General features: G+C 74.2%; 14 protein-coding genes. 4 read left to right on the top strand and 10 right to left on the bottom strand.

Annotation, left to right across the window (positions count from 1 at the left end):
* Window positions 1-57: 57 nt before the first annotated feature.
* The 4 genes from E1283_RS02250 to E1283_RS02235 form a co-directional block, all read right to left on the bottom strand.
* On the bottom strand, window positions 58-723 hold the full coding sequence (locus E1283_RS02250; RefSeq protein ID WP_132815993.1) for a maleylpyruvate isomerase family mycothiol-dependent enzyme: 666 nt from the start codon (window positions 721-723) through the stop codon (window positions 58-60).
* Window positions 724-846: 123 nt separating this feature from the next.
* Window positions 847-1644 carry a hypothetical protein gene (locus E1283_RS02245; RefSeq protein ID WP_132815991.1) on the bottom strand — a complete coding sequence of 266 codons (798 nt, stop codon included), beginning with the start codon at window positions 1642-1644 and terminating at the stop codon, window positions 847-849.
* Window positions 1645-1779: 135 nt separating this feature from the next.
* Entirely contained in the window at window positions 1780-2181 is a 402-nt protein-coding gene (locus E1283_RS02240) for a hypothetical protein (protein WP_132815989.1), read from the bottom strand.
* The gene (locus tag E1283_RS02235; RefSeq protein ID WP_132815997.1) at window positions 2178-2687 is read right to left on the bottom strand and encodes a SigE family RNA polymerase sigma factor; all 510 of its coding nucleotides are present in this window, start codon (window positions 2685-2687) and stop codon (window positions 2178-2180) included. The genes E1283_RS02240 and E1283_RS02235 overlap by 4 nt, the downstream gene beginning before the upstream one ends.
* 209 nt (window positions 2688-2896) lie before the next feature.
* On the opposite strand from E1283_RS02235, the gene E1283_RS02230 reads away from it, so the two are divergent.
* Window positions 2897-3298: a hypothetical protein gene (locus E1283_RS02230; RefSeq protein WP_132815987.1), complete on the top strand. Its 402-nt coding sequence runs from the start codon at window positions 2897-2899 to the stop codon at window positions 3296-3298.
* A 240-nt stretch (window positions 3299-3538) separates the two neighbouring features.
* Here E1283_RS02230 and E1283_RS02225 read toward each other — a convergent pair whose 3' ends face one another.
* From E1283_RS02225 to E1283_RS02210, 4 genes are all read right to left on the bottom strand, one after another.
* Window positions 3539-4201 (bottom strand): fascin domain-containing protein, encoded by a 663-nt coding sequence (locus E1283_RS02225; RefSeq protein WP_132815985.1) that lies wholly within the window; start codon window positions 4199-4201, stop codon window positions 3539-3541.
* Window positions 4202-4505: 304 nt separating this feature from the next.
* Complete coding sequence (locus tag E1283_RS02220; protein WP_132815983.1) at window positions 4506-5333, bottom strand: alpha/beta fold hydrolase; 828 nt, start codon at window positions 5331-5333, stop codon at window positions 4506-4508.
* 96 nt (window positions 5334-5429) lie between these two features.
* The gene (locus tag E1283_RS02215; protein WP_132815981.1) at window positions 5430-6083 is read right to left on the bottom strand and encodes a VOC family protein; all 654 of its coding nucleotides are present in this window, start codon (window positions 6081-6083) and stop codon (window positions 5430-5432) included.
* A gap of 391 nt (window positions 6084-6474) precedes the next feature.
* Window positions 6475-6975, bottom strand: coding sequence for a lanthionine synthetase LanC family protein (locus tag E1283_RS02210; protein ID WP_165955981.1), 501 nt, complete (start codon window positions 6973-6975; stop codon window positions 6475-6477).
* 128 nt (window positions 6976-7103) lie between these two features.
* On the opposite strand from E1283_RS02210, the gene E1283_RS02205 reads away from it, so the two are divergent.
* Complete coding sequence (locus E1283_RS02205) at window positions 7104-8495, top strand: hypothetical protein (RefSeq protein WP_132815977.1); 1392 nt, start codon at window positions 7104-7106, stop codon at window positions 8493-8495.
* A gap of 57 nt (window positions 8496-8552) precedes the next feature.
* On the opposite strand, the gene E1283_RS02200 is transcribed toward E1283_RS02205, so the two are convergent.
* Window positions 8553-11576 (bottom strand): tetratricopeptide repeat protein, encoded by a 3024-nt coding sequence (locus E1283_RS02200; protein WP_165955980.1) that lies wholly within the window; start codon window positions 11574-11576, stop codon window positions 8553-8555.
* 50 nt (window positions 11577-11626) lie between these two features.
* A complete protein-coding gene (locus E1283_RS02195; protein WP_132815973.1) occupies window positions 11627-12109 on the bottom strand; it encodes a hypothetical protein in 483 nt (160 codons plus the stop codon).
* Window positions 12110-12222: 113 nt separating this feature from the next.
* Here E1283_RS02195 and E1283_RS02190 point away from each other — a divergent pair, with 113 nt between their 5' ends.
* Both E1283_RS02190 and E1283_RS02185 read left to right on the top strand, forming a co-directional pair.
* Complete coding sequence (locus E1283_RS02190; protein WP_132815971.1) at window positions 12223-13524, top strand: hypothetical protein; 1302 nt, start codon at window positions 12223-12225, stop codon at window positions 13522-13524.
* A gap of 199 nt (window positions 13525-13723) precedes the next feature.
* A complete protein-coding gene (locus E1283_RS02185) occupies window positions 13724-14275 on the top strand; it encodes a YceI family protein (protein WP_132815969.1) in 552 nt (183 codons plus the stop codon).
* Window positions 14276-14748: the final 473 nt, after the last annotated feature.

Raw genomic sequence — 14748 nt, 5'->3', positions numbered from 1 at the left:
CGCCACCCCCGCCGCCCGGGCGCCCCTCCCGCGAGAGATCGCGCGGACAGCCACTCGTCAGGACATCCCGCGACGCTCGCGCAGCAGCGGGACACCGTCGCCCGCCAGGTCGTCGAGGAACGTCTCGCGCCCGGTCATGGCCATCGTCAGCGCCAGGGTGGTGCCGGAGACCAGCGGCCCGGAGCCGGTGTCGAAGGGGCCGTCGGTGGCGGCGAGTCGGAGGCCGGCGACGCGCTTCCTGGCGACGACCACGAGATCGGAGCCCCGGTAGTACTCGGCCACCCGGGTGAGCACCTCGATCGGGTGGTCGCGGCGGATGCCCAGCGGGCGCCGGATGTCCTCCCCGTGCACGATCGTCTCGCCCAGCATGGCCAGCGCGGGCAGGGGAGGCTTGGTCCTGCTGGGAACGACACCGCGGAACCGCTCCAACGTCTCGGCCGGGGTCGCGCCGAGCTGCTCGGCCAGCCGCAGGGCCACCTGCCTGTCGAAGTCGAACCGGCAGCGGATCACCCCCGCCAGCCAACGCGTCGGGGTGAGGCTCGCCCCGGCGGTGAGGTGCGCCAGTACCTCACGCACCGACAGGCCGGCGCACAGCGACGGCGTCGCCCACCGTTCGTCGGACAGCATCGTGAGATCGGCCGCCAGCGCCGCCCGTTCCTGACGGATCAGGGGCCAGACCCCGGCCCTCGGACCGCGCTCCGATGTCAGTCCCGTATCAGTCATGTGAGCGAGTCTCCTGTCACGAATCGTCCCTGCCTCGCACTCCGGACCGAACAGGTCGGCACGGTGTTCGAAGGGGAGACTCCTCCCGTGGCGCGAAGTCATCGTCGACCCGCGCCCCGGCACTCACCGGACGCTCGGGTCGGCCGGGGTGAGCACCACGACCTCCGTCTCGTCGTGCGGGAGGTAGCGGGCACGCACCACCATGCCGGGCTGGAGCCGCGCCACCGCGGTGGCGGGTATGGTCTTGCGCCGCGTGATGTCGAACATCGTTCCGTCGACGCGCGTCACCCGGAGCGTCAGGTCCACCACCGCGGCGTCGTGACGAACCTCGCCGGTGGGGGCCATCGCCAGGACGACGGCGTTCGTGTCGACGCCCTCCTCGCCCACTCGCAGTTGCCGCGCCGTGATCTGCCCCTTGGCCAGCCGCACGCGGCTCAGCGTCCGCTGCACCTCCCGCGGATCGGCGTCCGACGCCAGCACCACTCGGCCGTCACCGCCGCCGGGGCGGTACCGCACGGGCAGTTGGAGGCCGGCCCGCAGCGTGGACAGTTCGGTCAGGTCCACGACGCGCCGCAGCACGGCCCGGAACGACCGGCCTTCCGTCGTGTCGACGTCGAGCACGATGTCCAGCTGCGGCTGGTCGTTGACGGACAGCCCGGTCCGCGCGGTCGACACCACGGTGCCGATGGCGAGGGGCGCTCCGCGGAACGCCTTCGGCACGTCGCCCCGCGCGGAGCGGTCGCCCCCGCCGGTGAGCCACCTGAGCAGGAAGAGGTCCGGCACCACGAAGAGCAGCAGGATCGGCCCGGCGAGGAAGCCGTTGACCCAGCCGGCGGGGCCGTCGCCGCTCAGCCCCTCCAGCACGTAGGGGACGGTCAGCCCGAGGCCGACGATCGCGACGAGCCAGGTCGTGATCCTCATGGACGGGGTTCCTCTCGACTGTGCGGCGTCACCGGCAGGCGCGAGAGCGCGGACGGCAAGGCGCGGACGGTGCGGACGCGTCCAGGATGGCGGCGGCCCCCGTCCTACCGATCACAGGTTCCGCGGCGGACGCGGTCAGCGCGAGCCGTTCGTGACGTCCTGCGGTTCCTGGGGGTTCGAGGAGGGCACCACCTCGTCGGTGGGCGGAACCACCGGACCCGCCGGCCGGGGCGTGGGCTCCACCGAGGTGGGGCTCTGCGTCGGCCGCGCCGGCCCGACGGGCCCCGGCTCAGCTTGCCGCAGGGCGGCGGTGGCCGACACCGCCACCAGCAGCGCGGTGGCGACTCCCGCCAACAGCGCCGCACCGCGGCGCCGGCGGACGCGGCGACCGCCGGCGACCGCCGCGTCCGTCAGGTCGCCGAGCGGCGGCTCGGCGCCGGATCCGACGACGATCTCGAGGACGTCCCGCACGTGGGCACCTTCGCCGGGCCCGCCCCGCTCCTCGTCGCCGCTCGACCTGTCCATGATCCGTGTCATCTCCCGCGCACCTCGCCGACCTCCCGCTCGATGAGCCGACGCAGGTGGGCCAACCCCCGGGCGCTCTGGCTCTTCACCGTGCCCGTGGAGATCCGCAGCGCCTGCGCCGTCTGTTCCACGCTCCAGTCCTCCCAGAAGCGGAGCACCAACACCGCCCGGTAGCGCGGCGGCAGGGCCATCAGCGCCGCCCGCATCACCATCCGCAGCTCCGGCTCGGGGCCCTGCCCCTCCGGCAGCTCGGGCACCCGGTCCACGGCCTCCTCACGCCAACCGCGCCGGCGGTGCTGGTCGATGAAGGTGCGGGTCAGGATGGTGCGGGCGTACGCCTCCACGTTGCCGTCGCGCCGCACCCGCCCCCAGGCCGCGTAGAGCTTCATCAGCGTCGTCTGCGTCAGGTCCTGCGCCTCGTGCCAGTCCCCGCACAACAGGTAGGCACTGCGCCGCAGATGCCGCTGCCGTGCCTCGGCGAACTCCCGGAACTCGCGTTCCCGGGCTGCTTCCCTCACCACGGACCCTTCGCCGCGCCTGACAGTTGACCCCTCCCCGGTTGTACGGAGCGGGGCGCCCGCGGGTTGCACGGCGCGGACGAGAGGTTCGTCTCGTGGGCGCCGGGCAACCCGCCGGGCGGGGATGCCCGTACTGGGTGGGTGCAAGGACCTTCGCCGGCCGGCGGCGCGGTACGCCGCGGCCGGCCCTCTCACAAGGGAGTCACGACATGACACGACGCGCTGTGCGCCGCCTCGCCATCGGCGCCGCGGGCGCCTGCCTGGCGGCCGGCGCCTGGGCCGCGGTGGCGAACGCGGCCACGGACGAATCCGCCCAGCGGCCCGCGCGGCCGGTGACGGAGCCCGTGCCGGTGGCGGAGCCGCCGGCCGACGAGGCGCCGGCGGAGGAGCGGGTACGCCCCGAGCCGATCGACGAGGCGCCGGTGCCGGTGCCGGCGCCCGCCGAGGAGGTGCCCGCGGAGGAGGTGCCCGCGGAGGAGGTGCCCGCGGAGGAGGTGCCGGCCGAGGTGCCGCCCACCGACCAGCAGCCGGCCGAGGCCGTGCCGCCCACCGACCAGCGGCCGGCCGAGGCGGTGCCGGTGCCCGCGGAGGCCGTGGTCCCGGCACACTGACGCCGACGACCCGACCGGGTCGCGCCCACGCGCTCCGGCTCGGCGGAACCGACCCGGGAGGATGCCGGGGCCGCCGGGCCGTCCGCCGTGCCGCGCGGTTCCGGGCTGTGCGACGCCCTACCCGCGTGCGGACAATCCTTGTTCCGGCTATTCGGTGTCGAGCGGGAGCGGGTGTTCACGCTCAGCCGGGCCCCACCGGAGAGTCTCCGGTGGGGCCCGGGTGTCACGAACCGCGCGGGGTCAGCCGATGACCTGGTAGATGTTGAACGCCTCCCAGGAGCCGGACGGCTGGGCGGAGCGGGCGCGCAGCACATACTGGAGAGTGCCGCCGTAGTTGTTCTCCATGGCGACCCACTGGCCGTTCAGCGTCGACCGGATGGCGAACTCGAAGGTCTCCTCGTCCTGGTAGAGCTCGAACCGCTCCCAGCCGCCGATGCTCTCCGAGCGGGCGCGCAGCATGTTCTGCCGGTCGCCCGTGAAGTTCTTCTCGACCGCGACGTAGAGGCCGTTGGCCCGCGACTGGATCGCGAACGTGCCGTTGGTGTCGTCCCAGACGAAGTTGAACTCCTCCCACGCCCCGAAGATGCCCAGGGAACGGGCGCGCAGGAGGCCGGTGTTCGGGGCCGCGTAGCTCAACTCCGTGGCGACGAAGTTCCAGTTGCGCACCGACTCGATGGCCAACCGCTCCTCGACGATCACGTCCTGGGCGGCGAACCCGGAGTCCGCCTGCCCCGCCGGCGCGGTCACCGTGGACCCGGCCAGGACGTCCGCCAGCTCGGCCTCGCCGTCGATCCTCTCCCACCCCTCCGGCACAGCGGCGGTCGCCGCGGCCGCCGAGGCCGCGGTGGCCGTGGTCGACGCGCCGAGTGCCGAGGCGGCCAGCAGGCCGCAAATGCTTGCCATGACTGCGAACTTGCGTCTCACGTTCTTCCTTCTGTCAGCCACGGGCTGGTCACCAGTCCCCCCGCCCGTGAGCACCAAGTCGAACTCCTGACGCAATTCTCGTACATGATGTGATCATCCGTCGCGCGACTTTCAACTTCGGTGTGTCGCCCGTGTGTTGACGCGCTCTCCCCGCGCGCCGCCGGGGCCGACGTCGGAGCCCGGATGGATCGGAGATCCATCCGGGCTCAGGGTCGGCGGCGACACGCCACTCGGTGTGGCCCGGGAGTAGGGCCGCGGCGGCATCGCGCGCCCGGCCGGTCCCTCACCGGGCGAGGAACTCCAGCAGGTCGGAGGTGAAGCGCTCCTTGTGGCCGGGCACCATGGCCAGCCCATGGGCCCCGCCCTCGTACACCTTCAGGGTCGCGTCGTCGATCATCTCGGCGGTCTTGCGGCCGGTCGCCTCGAACGGGACGACCTGGTCGTCGTCGCCGTGCACCACCAGGGTGGGGACGTCGAACTTCTTCAGGTCGTCGGTGAAGTCCGTGTACGCGAAGGCGTCCACGCAGGCGACGCCGCCCTGGATCGTCTCCCGCATCGCCATGGACCAGAACGCGTCCTTGTTGCCCTGCGTGACCTTGTTGCCCGACCGGTTCGCGCCGAAGAACGACTCGGCCGTGTCCTGCCAGAACTGGGACCGCTCGGCGAGGATGCCCTGCTTGATCTGGTCGAAGACCTCGTCGGGCACGCCGTCGCGATTGCCGTGCGACTCGCTCATCAGCGGCGTGATCGCCGACAGCAGCACGGTCGAGTGGATCCGGTCGGTGCCGTGCCGGCCGATGTACCGGGCCAGCTCCCCGCCGCCCATCGAGTGGGCCACCAGGGTGACGTCCCGCAGATCCAGCGTGGTGAGCAGGTCGTGCAGGTCGTCCGCGAAGGTGTCGAAGTCGTAGCCGTCGAACACCGGGGTCGAGTGTCCGTGACCGCGCCGGTCGTGCGCGATGGCCCGGAAGCCGGCGTCGGCGGCCGCCTTCATCTGGTCCTGCCAGGCGTCGCCGTCGAGCGGCCAGCCGTGGATGAACACCACGGGCCGTCCGCGTCCCCAGTCCTTGTAGAAGATCTCGACGTCGTCGCGTGTGGTGCAGACAGGCATGGAAACGCTCCTCCCGGGAACGGTCGCGTGCGTTGTGCTCCGTTTTCCCCAGGATCGACCGGTAACCCGAACGGCGCATTCCGAAGAAGGCGGACGCTACTCCGAACGGGTGAGGCCCGCGGTCCCCGGCGACGCGGTCCGCGACGTGGTCGCCCAGGCGAAGCCGTCCGGGTCGGTGAACGGCTCGGTGTCGCCGTCGACCGTGAGCCGGTGCGACCCGGTGCCGTCGGGAGCGACGCCGGCGACCTTGGCCAGGGCGCGGTGCTTGTACAGCGCCAGCTTGACGGAACCCGGCCCGGTGGCGAACTCCACGTACCTGCTGCCGTAGCTCTTCGCCACCGTGAGGCCGCGGCCGACGTAGAACCGCTTGCTCCCGGCCATGTCCGCGACCCCCAGCAGCAGCACGATCTCGTCGATCCCGCGAGTCGCGGGGCCGGTGTCCTTCTTGGACGAGGACGCGACCTGCCAGATCGTGCCGTCCGGGGCCCGCACGACGCCCCCGTAGCCCCACAGCGACTTGGCGGCGGGCTTCAGCGTCGCGGCACCGGCGGCCACGGCGGCGTCGACGAGGGCGTTCACGTCGGCCGGTTGGGACACCACCAGCGACAGGGTGAAGCCGCGGAAGCCCGCCGTGGGGGCCTCCGAGGCGCGCGCGTGTATCCGGCCGTCCAGGCCGAAGGCCGTGGCGTAGAACCGGTTGGCCGCGGCGGGGTCGGACACCCCGAGGGTGACGGATGCGATGTGAGTCATGGCGGCGACGCTAGCCGCGGCCCCGAGCCGCGCGCTTCTCGAATCCTGACCGAAACGGCTGGCCCGGCTCTCCTCGGCAGCGGGTCCACCCCGGTGGGGCCGGGGGGTGCCGGGTGCCTACCGGTAGCGGCCCTTCAGTTCCGGGGCCCGGACAGCGTCCTGCCCTGGGCGGTGGGCCGGTCCACCCACGAGCCGCGGGTGCCAGTTCCGCATGCCGGAGGGCGTGTCGGCGGACGACTCGGCCGCCGGGGCGGAGGCCGATCCGCCGAACGCCGAACGCCGAGCGCGACAGGGGCGGGAGTATGTCGTCGCGACGTGACGAGGTGTCCCTGACCCGTCGCGATCAGGAACGTTCGTCACTGTGTCCGGCCCGTCCCGGCTCGCGCGTCCGTCAGCCGTGCAGGGCGACCGGGATCGGGAAGGGGCCGTTGGCGGCGGACATGTGCAGCAGTACGTCGGAGTCCCCGATCCCCGCCCAGCCGAGCAGGTAGCCCAGGAGGGAGGTGCGGCCCGGGGCTCCGGTGAAGAAGCCTCCGGTCCTGGCGATTTCGAGGACGCGCTCCTGGTACGTGTGGGCCCGGGCCAGCAGCGTGGTGTCGTCGAGGAGGCGCGCGGCGGCGATCAGCGACGGGACCACCCCGCCGCTGCCGTGGCGGACGGACAGGTCCACCGGCCCCTGGTCGGGCAGCCGGGTGGCCCGGTCCACCAGGTTCCGCGGCCGGTCGCCGGCCAGCCGGTCCGGCTCTCCGACGGTCGTCAGGATCTCCGCCGAGGCCGGCAGCAGCCCGGCCGCGCCCTTGCCCCAGCCGGCCTCCGCCGGCTCCGTGCCCTCGGCCCACCTGGTCAGCGGCCAGTCCGCCGCGTCGCGTGCCAGGCGGGGATCGTCGAGCACCCGGCCAGCGGTGAAAGCGCCATGAAAGCGCTGGTCGCGAGACTCGCCCGAAGGAACCGGTGTCCGAGGGACGCACAGCGGGTGCGCCCGCCGGTTCGAGCGAAAGCCGAGAGCGAGTCACCGAGGGCATGTCCGACAACTACCAGCACTACCACCACCCCCCGCACCAGCCGCCCCCGTACCAGCACGGCGCTCCGCCGCCGGGATACGGCCACCCCGTGCCCCCGGTGCCCGGCGGACCGGCGCCGCGCCGCGCCCGGCCCTGGTGGGCGCTGGTCGCGCTCGTCGCCGTGCTGGCGGTGGGCGGTGTGGTCGTGACGACCCTCGGCGGGGGAGGCGACGACGAGGGCCCCGGGGACGGGGAGCCGCGGCTGACCACGCACCCGACCCTGGAGCCGCTGGGGTTCCCCGACGCGCTGGCCCTCGACTACGAGGCGGGGCCCGACGCCGCGTGCGCGGCCGTCTCGGAGACCATGCTCGCCCGCAACTACGAGCTCCAGAGCGCCGACTCCGAGGACGGCGGCGTGGACTGCTGGTACAACACCCCCGCGGCCAGCACCCTCGACGACGGCACCTACCGGTTCACGGCCAACGTGTACATGTCGGTCGGGGAGGTCGCGGGGCCCGCCTACGACAGGTTCACCTCCGTCATGCGCTCCAACGTGGGTGGCGGCGGCACCGACATGGTCTGGAGCCCGCTCTACGAACTCCCCGTCGGCGACGAGGGCTGGATCGTCCACAACCAGAACCTGGCGGCGGGCCTGGAACGAGGCGACGGCACCGCCTCGTTCCGGCAGGGCGACACCACCTTCTACGTCCTCGTCTACGGATGGACCGTGCGCCACGCCGGCCCGAGCGAGCCGCTCACCGAGGAGACCACCTTCCGGGAGATCACCGACATCGTCAGGTCGCTCGGCGGCGACACCTCGGCCGGCGCACCGCAGCTCAGCGCGTCGCCGGCCCAGGAGTACCCGGGCCTGGAGGACTTCGGGGACCCCATGCTGCCGCTCGAGGGCTCGGGCCAGGAGCGCTGCGCCGCGCTGACCGCGGTGGTGACCTCACAGCTCGACGGCCAGGTGATGGGGGAGGTCGTCGACGACGGCCCGGAGGTGACCATTCCGGTGGCCGCCTGCAACTACGAGCCGGCGGAGGCGGCCTACGGCCAGGAGGGCGTGGCCATCCGCAACATTCGCCTCAGCGTGCGGGACTACACGACCTCCGAGGTCATGTACCCCGCGGGTGAGCTCGGGTCCCAGCTGAGGTCGACCATGGACAACCTGCGGGACTCGGCAGGCGCCGGCCCGCTGTACACCCTGCCGGCCGGCACGTCGGGCTACCTGGTGTACGAGGACGACGGCGGGGGGCACGGCTTCCTCGACGCGGGCTACGTGGTCGGCGACCGGTACGTCGCCATCCAGATCAGCGGCTTCCACAACGCCGGCGGCTTCGACACCAGGGCCCTGACCGAGGAGGAACTGGTCGGCGACCTGTCGACGCTGCTCACCGCGATGAACGGCTGATCCGACCCCGGGTCGCCCCCGCCCCGCCGCCCCGCGACCGCGGGGCGGCAGGGCGGGTCAGGTGCGGGCGCGGCGGAAACCGCGACGGAGGGCGCGGGCCTCGCGGCGGCGGCCCGTGGCGGTGAGACGGCGGACCAGGTTCTCCCTGACCATGGCCAGTCGCGGCCCGAACTCCCCGGGATCCACGGCGGTGAGGCGGGCGGTGACCTCGGCCGCCCGCTCGGTGGCCGGGACGGACTCCGCGCGCTCGCCCTCCCACCACAGGGCGTCGGCCAGCCGGGTCAGCGCGTAGGCGTAGTCCGGTTCGTGCGCCACCGGGTCGAGCGCGGCCAGCCGGGCACACGTCTCGGCGGCCTCCCGCAGGGCGGCCAGGTCGTGGAAACCGCCGGTCGGCCTGCCGGCCGCGGCGGTGGGACGGTGGAGGTCCAGCAGCAGTGCCAGCCGCGGGCCGTGGGTCGCGACGTCGACGGCGGCCAGGTAGCGGTAGAGGGTGAGCTGCACCTCGTCCAGCACGTCCGGGACCTGCGAGCCGTACGTCTCGCGTCGCTCGGCGCGATGTGGCTCGGCCGCGGCGCCGAGCCGGTCGAACAACGCCGCGGCCTCCCGCTCGTCGGTCAGCGCCGCGGACTCCATCCCGCAGGCGCGCCGCACCGCCGCGCTGGTCCGCAGGGCATCGGCGAGGTCGACCTCCAGCGCGACGGGGTTGGCGCGCGCCCGGCGGCGGTTGATCTCCACGGCCTGCTCGATCGCCGCGAGGGCCTCCTCGCGCCAGCGCGGCGGCGCCAGGAACTGCGGGTCCGGCGCGCCGCCGGACCGGAGGTGGTGGGTCAGCAGCTGTTCCGCTCGCTGCCCCTGCCCGCTCAGCATCGAGGCCAGGTTCGCGAGACCGCTGGCGAGCGTGCCCTCGTATGCCGCGGGGTGGTCGGCCGCCAACCGGCGCAGCTCCGTCACCGCCTGCCGCGTCGCGTCGACGGCCGCGTCCTCGCGGAGCGCGGCGGCGAGGTCGGCCCCGTGATTGAACAGAGCCGTGGCCAGGTCGCCCCGGTACCTGCCGGGGTGCGCCTCGGCCAGCCGGCGATAGCGGGCCAGCGCCTCCGAGCCGGCCTGCAGGGACTCCAGCCAGCGGCCGGCGTGCTTGAGGAGGTCGCCGTAGTTGGACAGGCAGAGGGCGAGTTCGGCGGCGTGCCGGTCGACGGGGTCGGTCAGCCGCCGGCGGCGGATCTCCACCGCGCGTTCCATGGCGGCGACGGCCTCGTCGGTCCGCCGTGCTCGGTCGTAGCGCACGCTGAGGTTGTTCAACGCGAGGGCGAGGTCCGGCTCGTACCGGTCGGGATCGGCGCGGGCCAACGCCTCGTAGCCGGCCGCCGCACGCTCGGTCGCGGCCAGGCTCTCGGCGTAGCGGCCGGCGCCGGCCAGGCTCCAGCCGAGGTCGAGATGGATGGCGGCCCGCTCCGCCGGGTCGTCGGTGGCGGCCAGCCGGTGCTCGGCCAGCCGGTCGGCCAGCACGGCGCCCGCCGGGTCGAGGTCGGCGTCGTCCCGGTTCGGCAGGTGGGCGGCGACCGCGGCGAGCACCTCGACGTCGAGGTCCGCCAGGGCGGCGACCGCGCCGAGCGCGCCGCCGCCCGCGGCCACGGCCAGCCACGGCGCTTCACGCAGCAGCGGGTCGAGGTACCCGGTGCGCACGTGTGGCCACCGGTCGGCCGCGGCGGCCACCAGCGTGAGGGCGCGAGGCGTCCACGGGGCGGTCGGTGCGCCGGGGGCGTGCGGGAGCAGCGCGTGGAGCGCGGACGGCGCCCAGTCGCGGGCCGGGTAGTCGGCGGAGTGGCCGGGCAGGGTCAGCGCGACGAAGTCCTCGGCCAGCCGGTCGGGGGTCAGCGGCTCCAACACGGTCGGCCGCACGGGGTCGGCGGGCGGGTAGTGGGCGGCGTGGTCGGCGAGCGTCCGCTCGGAGGGCCGGGGCCCACCAGCGCCCAGCGACGCCAGCGCGGCGAAGCCGAGGTCGGGCGATACGGGCCCGGTCAGGGCGGCGGTGAAGACGGTCTGGTTGGTCGCGTCCGGCGGCGTCGCGTCCGAGGCGGTGTTCGAGGCGGTGTCCGGGGCGCTGCGCGAGGCGGACCCGGCGGCCCTGCGGCTCCACCGCCGGGCCCACTGCCGCTGCTCACGGTCCAACAGGTAGACGCTCAGGCCGGCGGCGTCCCGCGGCGGCCGGCGCCCCGCCAGGTGGGAGTCCACGGCCACCAGCGCCGCCATGTGCACGGTCAGGGTCAGCCCGAAGTCCGGGCCGTCCAACGGCATGGGAGGCGCGATCCCCGCGGCGATCCCCGACGCGGTCGGCAGATCGTGGCGCACGGCGAAACTGTCGCGCGCGGCGCGGAACATGCGGGCCCGCTCTCCCGACCCGGCCGCCGCGTCCGGGCGACCGCCGCCGACGTCGTGTTCCGTGCGGCCCGGGTCGTCGCGGTCCTCGGCCGCCAGCGGCGCCAGCGGATGCCCGGCCGTGGCCGCCTGGAGGTCCGCGAGGGTGGCGCGGACCGCCGGCCACGCGTCGGCACTACGGCCGAGCAGCAGCAGCCGGGTCGGCAGGCCGGGCCGGTGCAGCAGCGCGTTGCTGAACAGCCAGGTCAGGTGCGGCAGCGGCCACTGGTCGGCGTAGTCGACGACCAGCAACAGGCCGGCGGCACCAGCCGTGTTCAGGTCCTGGCTGCCCGGTGGCGGGAGCACGCTGCCCGGCCCGTGCACCGCGCTGACGACCTTCCAGCCGTCCGCCAGCGACTCGCGGGCGAACCGGGCGGCGAGCCGGGTCTTGCCCTGGCCGCCAGGACCGTACAACCAGCGCGCGGCCAGCCGACGGTCCATCAGCCGCCAGGCGTGCAACGCCGCGAGGTCCGCCGCACGGCCGGTGAAGGGGACGATCTCGTGCCGGGCGCTCAGCATCCGGCTGGGCAACTCCCGAAGCCACGCGTCGTCAGCCGGCGGCACACCCCGCCAGTTCTCCAGGACGTAGACAGGTTGCCCATCGCCGAAGACGTGCAGGTCGGCGCCGATCACCCCATACGCGAAACCGCCCTCCGCACGCACCACCTGGCGCGGGCCCAGGCCACCGGCGCCGGGACCGACGGGCGGCGGACCGGTCACCCGGGCCGGCCGGCCCCACCCGCCGGCTCGCCTGGGCCGGGACCGCTGCCGGCCCCCGGCTCCTCCGGGAGGTGAACGTGGACGCTGCTGCCCGGGCCCTGCGCCCCGAACGCGGTGCCGCCGGCGTGCGCGGTGATGTGCTGCGCCCAGTGCTGCGCGCCCGGCGGCAGGTCGGCGGCTGCCCGCTCCACCAACAGCCGCACGTCCTCGCCCGCCTCGGGGTGGTCGTTCAGCAGCATCGCGAGCCGCCGGGCCCACGGCCGGAGCAGGTCCTCACGGGCCGCGTCCGGGTCCGGGTCGTCCGCCACCAGGCGCGCGTCGCCGTCGAGTTGCGCACCGAGCGCCGCCGGCTCCTCCTCGCCACGACGGCGGAACAACGCGGCGGCGCGGGCGCGAGTCGTGTCCCACGCGGACGTGGCCATGGCGGCGACGATCGTCGTCGCCCCGGCCATGGCCAGCACGCTCATCGGGTCGCTCATCAACTCTCCTGTTCCCCCGGGAGATTGACTGACACTCTAGCCGGGCACACGGCCCGCGGCCCGGCGTTCGCCCGGCCGCGAGCAGCATACGGCGCGGGGGACGGGGACGACGGATGGAACGCGTTGCCTGGGCGGACGCCCGGCGGATCGACCGACAGGTCGTGCGCTATCTCGACGGCGGGCACGTCGAGCCACTGCACCGGCTGATCCGCTCGGTGCCGCTGGCCGACGGGGTGCGACTGGCGAGGCGGCTGCCCGCCCCACCCCCCGACGGCTCCGCGCTGGCCGTGCTGGCCGCCGCCGACGAGCTGACGGTCCGCGACGCGGCCGACGCGGCGGCGCGCGCGGTGCGCACCGACCACGAGCTGCGGGCGCGCGACGCGCACTGGCTGTCGTTCGGCGTCGGGGACCCGGTGCTGACGGTGACCACCCGCGAGCGGCCCGACCTCACGCGGATCACGATGCTCGACGGCGGCACCTGGCACGACGTCTACCGCGGCACGCTGAAACACCACGCCGTGGGCTGCGTGGACGCGGAGAACGTCGTCGCCGTCCGCGACGACCCGGCGCGGGGGCTGGCACTGGTGCATTACGCGGCCGGCACGGAGCGACTGGTGATGGCCGGACAGGTGCTGCTCGGCACCCGGCCGGCCGGCACCGCGGCCGGCTTCGTCGCCGGCGGCGCGCTCACTCCCACGGTCGCCGTGGCCGGGCCCGACCGACAACCGGACATCATGGACCTCGCGCGTTTCGGCCTGGAGACCGCCGCCCAACTGGCGGTGGACCCCACCGGGCAGGCGGTCGCCTTCGGCGACGGCACGGCGGTCGTGGTGACGGACGCGCGCATGGAGCACCTGGTGGCGCGCAACGTGGTGCCGTCGCCGTACGCCCCCGTCCGCGGCCTGACCTTCACCGACCCCCACACCCTCGTCGTCGGCGGCGCGAACGGGGGCCTCAGCCGCTGGCGGATCTCCCCGCACGAGGCGCTGGCACTGGAGGCGATCGCCGAGGCCCCCACGCTCAGCGGGCTGTTCGCCATCCCGGCCTGGGGCGTGATCGGGGGCCGCGCGGGCGGCGAGCACCAGTACTTCGACCCCGACACCCTCGCGCCGGTGACCGCCCCCCGCCCCCTGCTGGACGCCGGCTGGGACCCACGACTGATCCACACCGTCGCGGGATCGGCCGACGGCCGATTCGCCGTCGTGGACGGCCACCTCGACCCGGGCCCCGACGGCGCGCCCGCACCGGCGATGGCCCACTACGACTTCCACCACCCACTGGCCCGCCTGCTGCGCCCCGTCGGCTCGCTCGACGCGTCCGACCTGACGGCGCTGGCCGACGCCGCCGCCGACCCGGGGACGCCGCACCGCGAGACCCTTGCCCTGCTCCACGCCGTCGCCACCGCCGGGCGCTGAGTGGTACATCATCCGTTCGAGTTAACCGGATGTGAGGTGCCCGGAAGGCGAGGACCACGCTCAGGGAGCTCAGCGTGTGGTGTGCCGGCATCCCCTCGCCCGTCGTGCTAGGCGGGCATCCGGTCAGGCCCTAGCGTGGCGTGGGATCGCCCCGGGCGGATCGCCGCCGGGGTCCACGACTGCTGGAGGCAGACCGACCATGACCGTCAAGCCCGAAGAGCTGACCGGGGACTACGTCCTCGACCCCACCCACAGCCGGATCGGATTCGTGGCCCGCCACGCCATGGTGACGAAGGTCCGGGGCGCGTTCCACACGTTCGAGGGCACCGCGCGTCTGGACGGCGCCAACCCGGCCCGCTCCACCGCACAGGTCGTGCTCAAGACCGAGAGCATCGACACCGGAGTCGAGCAGCGCGACCAGCACCTGCGCACCAACGACTTCCTGGACGCGCCGAACTACCCCGACATCACCTTCCGTTCCACCGCGGTGGAGCAGCGCGGCGACACCGAGTACCGGGTCACGGGCGACCTCACCATCAAGGACACCACCCGCCCGATCAGCATCGACTTCGAGTACGGCGGCAACGCCGTCGACCCCTACGGCAACCTGCGGGTCGGCCTGGAGGGTTCGGTGACGATCAACCGCAAGGACTTCGGCGTGACCTGGAACGCCGTGCTGGAGGGCGGCGGCGTCCTGGTCGGCGACAAGATCGTCCTGGAGTTCGACATCTCGGCGATCAAGCAGTCCTAGCAGCACCTGCCGGCCGTCCCGTCGCCGCCCGTCGGTCACGGTGACGCTCTCCGGCCCGGACGGCACCGTCACGGGCCGGAGAACGCCCCGGCGGGCGCCTTCTCAGAGTGCCTTGAGGCGGTAACCGGTGGTGGAGCAGGACATCGTGCTCCGCGCGGCGGTGAACGTGTGGCCCGGCGGATTCGACGGGGGGTGGGGGCCCGGCCGGAGTCTCTCCGATGCCCCGGCCGCCGCATGGCGCCCGACGGGATGGTGGCAGCCCCTCCGCGCGGTGGCAGAGCGTTCGGAAGCTCGGCCGATCGGAATCAGCCGGCCCCGGACAACCGACGGATCGGACCACGAGGCCGGCCGGCTCAGCCGTCCACCGCATACGACGGCGCCGACGTGAACACCCGCGGAGTACGGGGCGCGCGCCATGCCAGGGAGCGGCGCGGGACCGCGGCAGCCGTGATCCGCACAGACAAGCGATGTGA

Origin of the sequence: Streptomyces hainanensis (assembly GCF_004348415.1) — a bacterium.
GTDB classification, from domain to species: Bacteria; Actinomycetota; Actinomycetes; order Streptomycetales; family Streptomycetaceae; genus Streptomyces; species Streptomyces hainanensis.
Note: the sequence above shows the minus strand (reverse complement) of the source record. Positions and strands in the feature narration are given on the sequence as shown.

Coding starts and splice junctions, on each gene's coding strand:
- E1283_RS02240 (WP_132815989.1), bottom strand. CDS start 2,181: ATGACACGGATCATGGACAGGTCGAGCGGCGACGAGGAGCGGGGCGGG.
- E1283_RS02225 (WP_132815985.1), bottom strand. CDS start 4,201: ATGGCAAGCATTTGCGGCCTGCTGGCCGCCTCGGCACTCGGCGCGTCG.
- E1283_RS02245 (WP_132815991.1), bottom strand. CDS start 1,644: ATGAGGATCACGACCTGGCTCGTCGCGATCGTCGGCCTCGGGCTGACC.
- E1283_RS02220 (WP_132815983.1), bottom strand. CDS start 5,333: ATGCCTGTCTGCACCACACGCGACGACGTCGAGATCTTCTACAAGGAC.
- E1283_RS02185 (WP_132815969.1), top strand. CDS start 13,724: ATGACCGTCAAGCCCGAAGAGCTGACCGGGGACTACGTCCTCGACCCC.
- E1283_RS02250 (WP_132815993.1), bottom strand. CDS start 723: ATGACTGATACGGGACTGACATCGGAGCGCGGTCCGAGGGCCGGGGTC.
- E1283_RS02215 (WP_132815981.1), bottom strand. CDS start 6,083: ATGACTCACATCGCATCCGTCACCCTCGGGGTGTCCGACCCCGCCGCG.
- E1283_RS02205 (WP_132815977.1), top strand. CDS start 7,104: ATGTCCGACAACTACCAGCACTACCACCACCCCCCGCACCAGCCGCCC.
- E1283_RS02195 (WP_132815973.1), bottom strand. CDS start 12,109: ATGAGCGACCCGATGAGCGTGCTGGCCATGGCCGGGGCGACGACGATC.
- E1283_RS02230 (WP_132815987.1), top strand. CDS start 2,897: ATGACACGACGCGCTGTGCGCCGCCTCGCCATCGGCGCCGCGGGCGCC.
- E1283_RS02190 (WP_132815971.1), top strand. CDS start 12,223: ATGGAACGCGTTGCCTGGGCGGACGCCCGGCGGATCGACCGACAGGTC.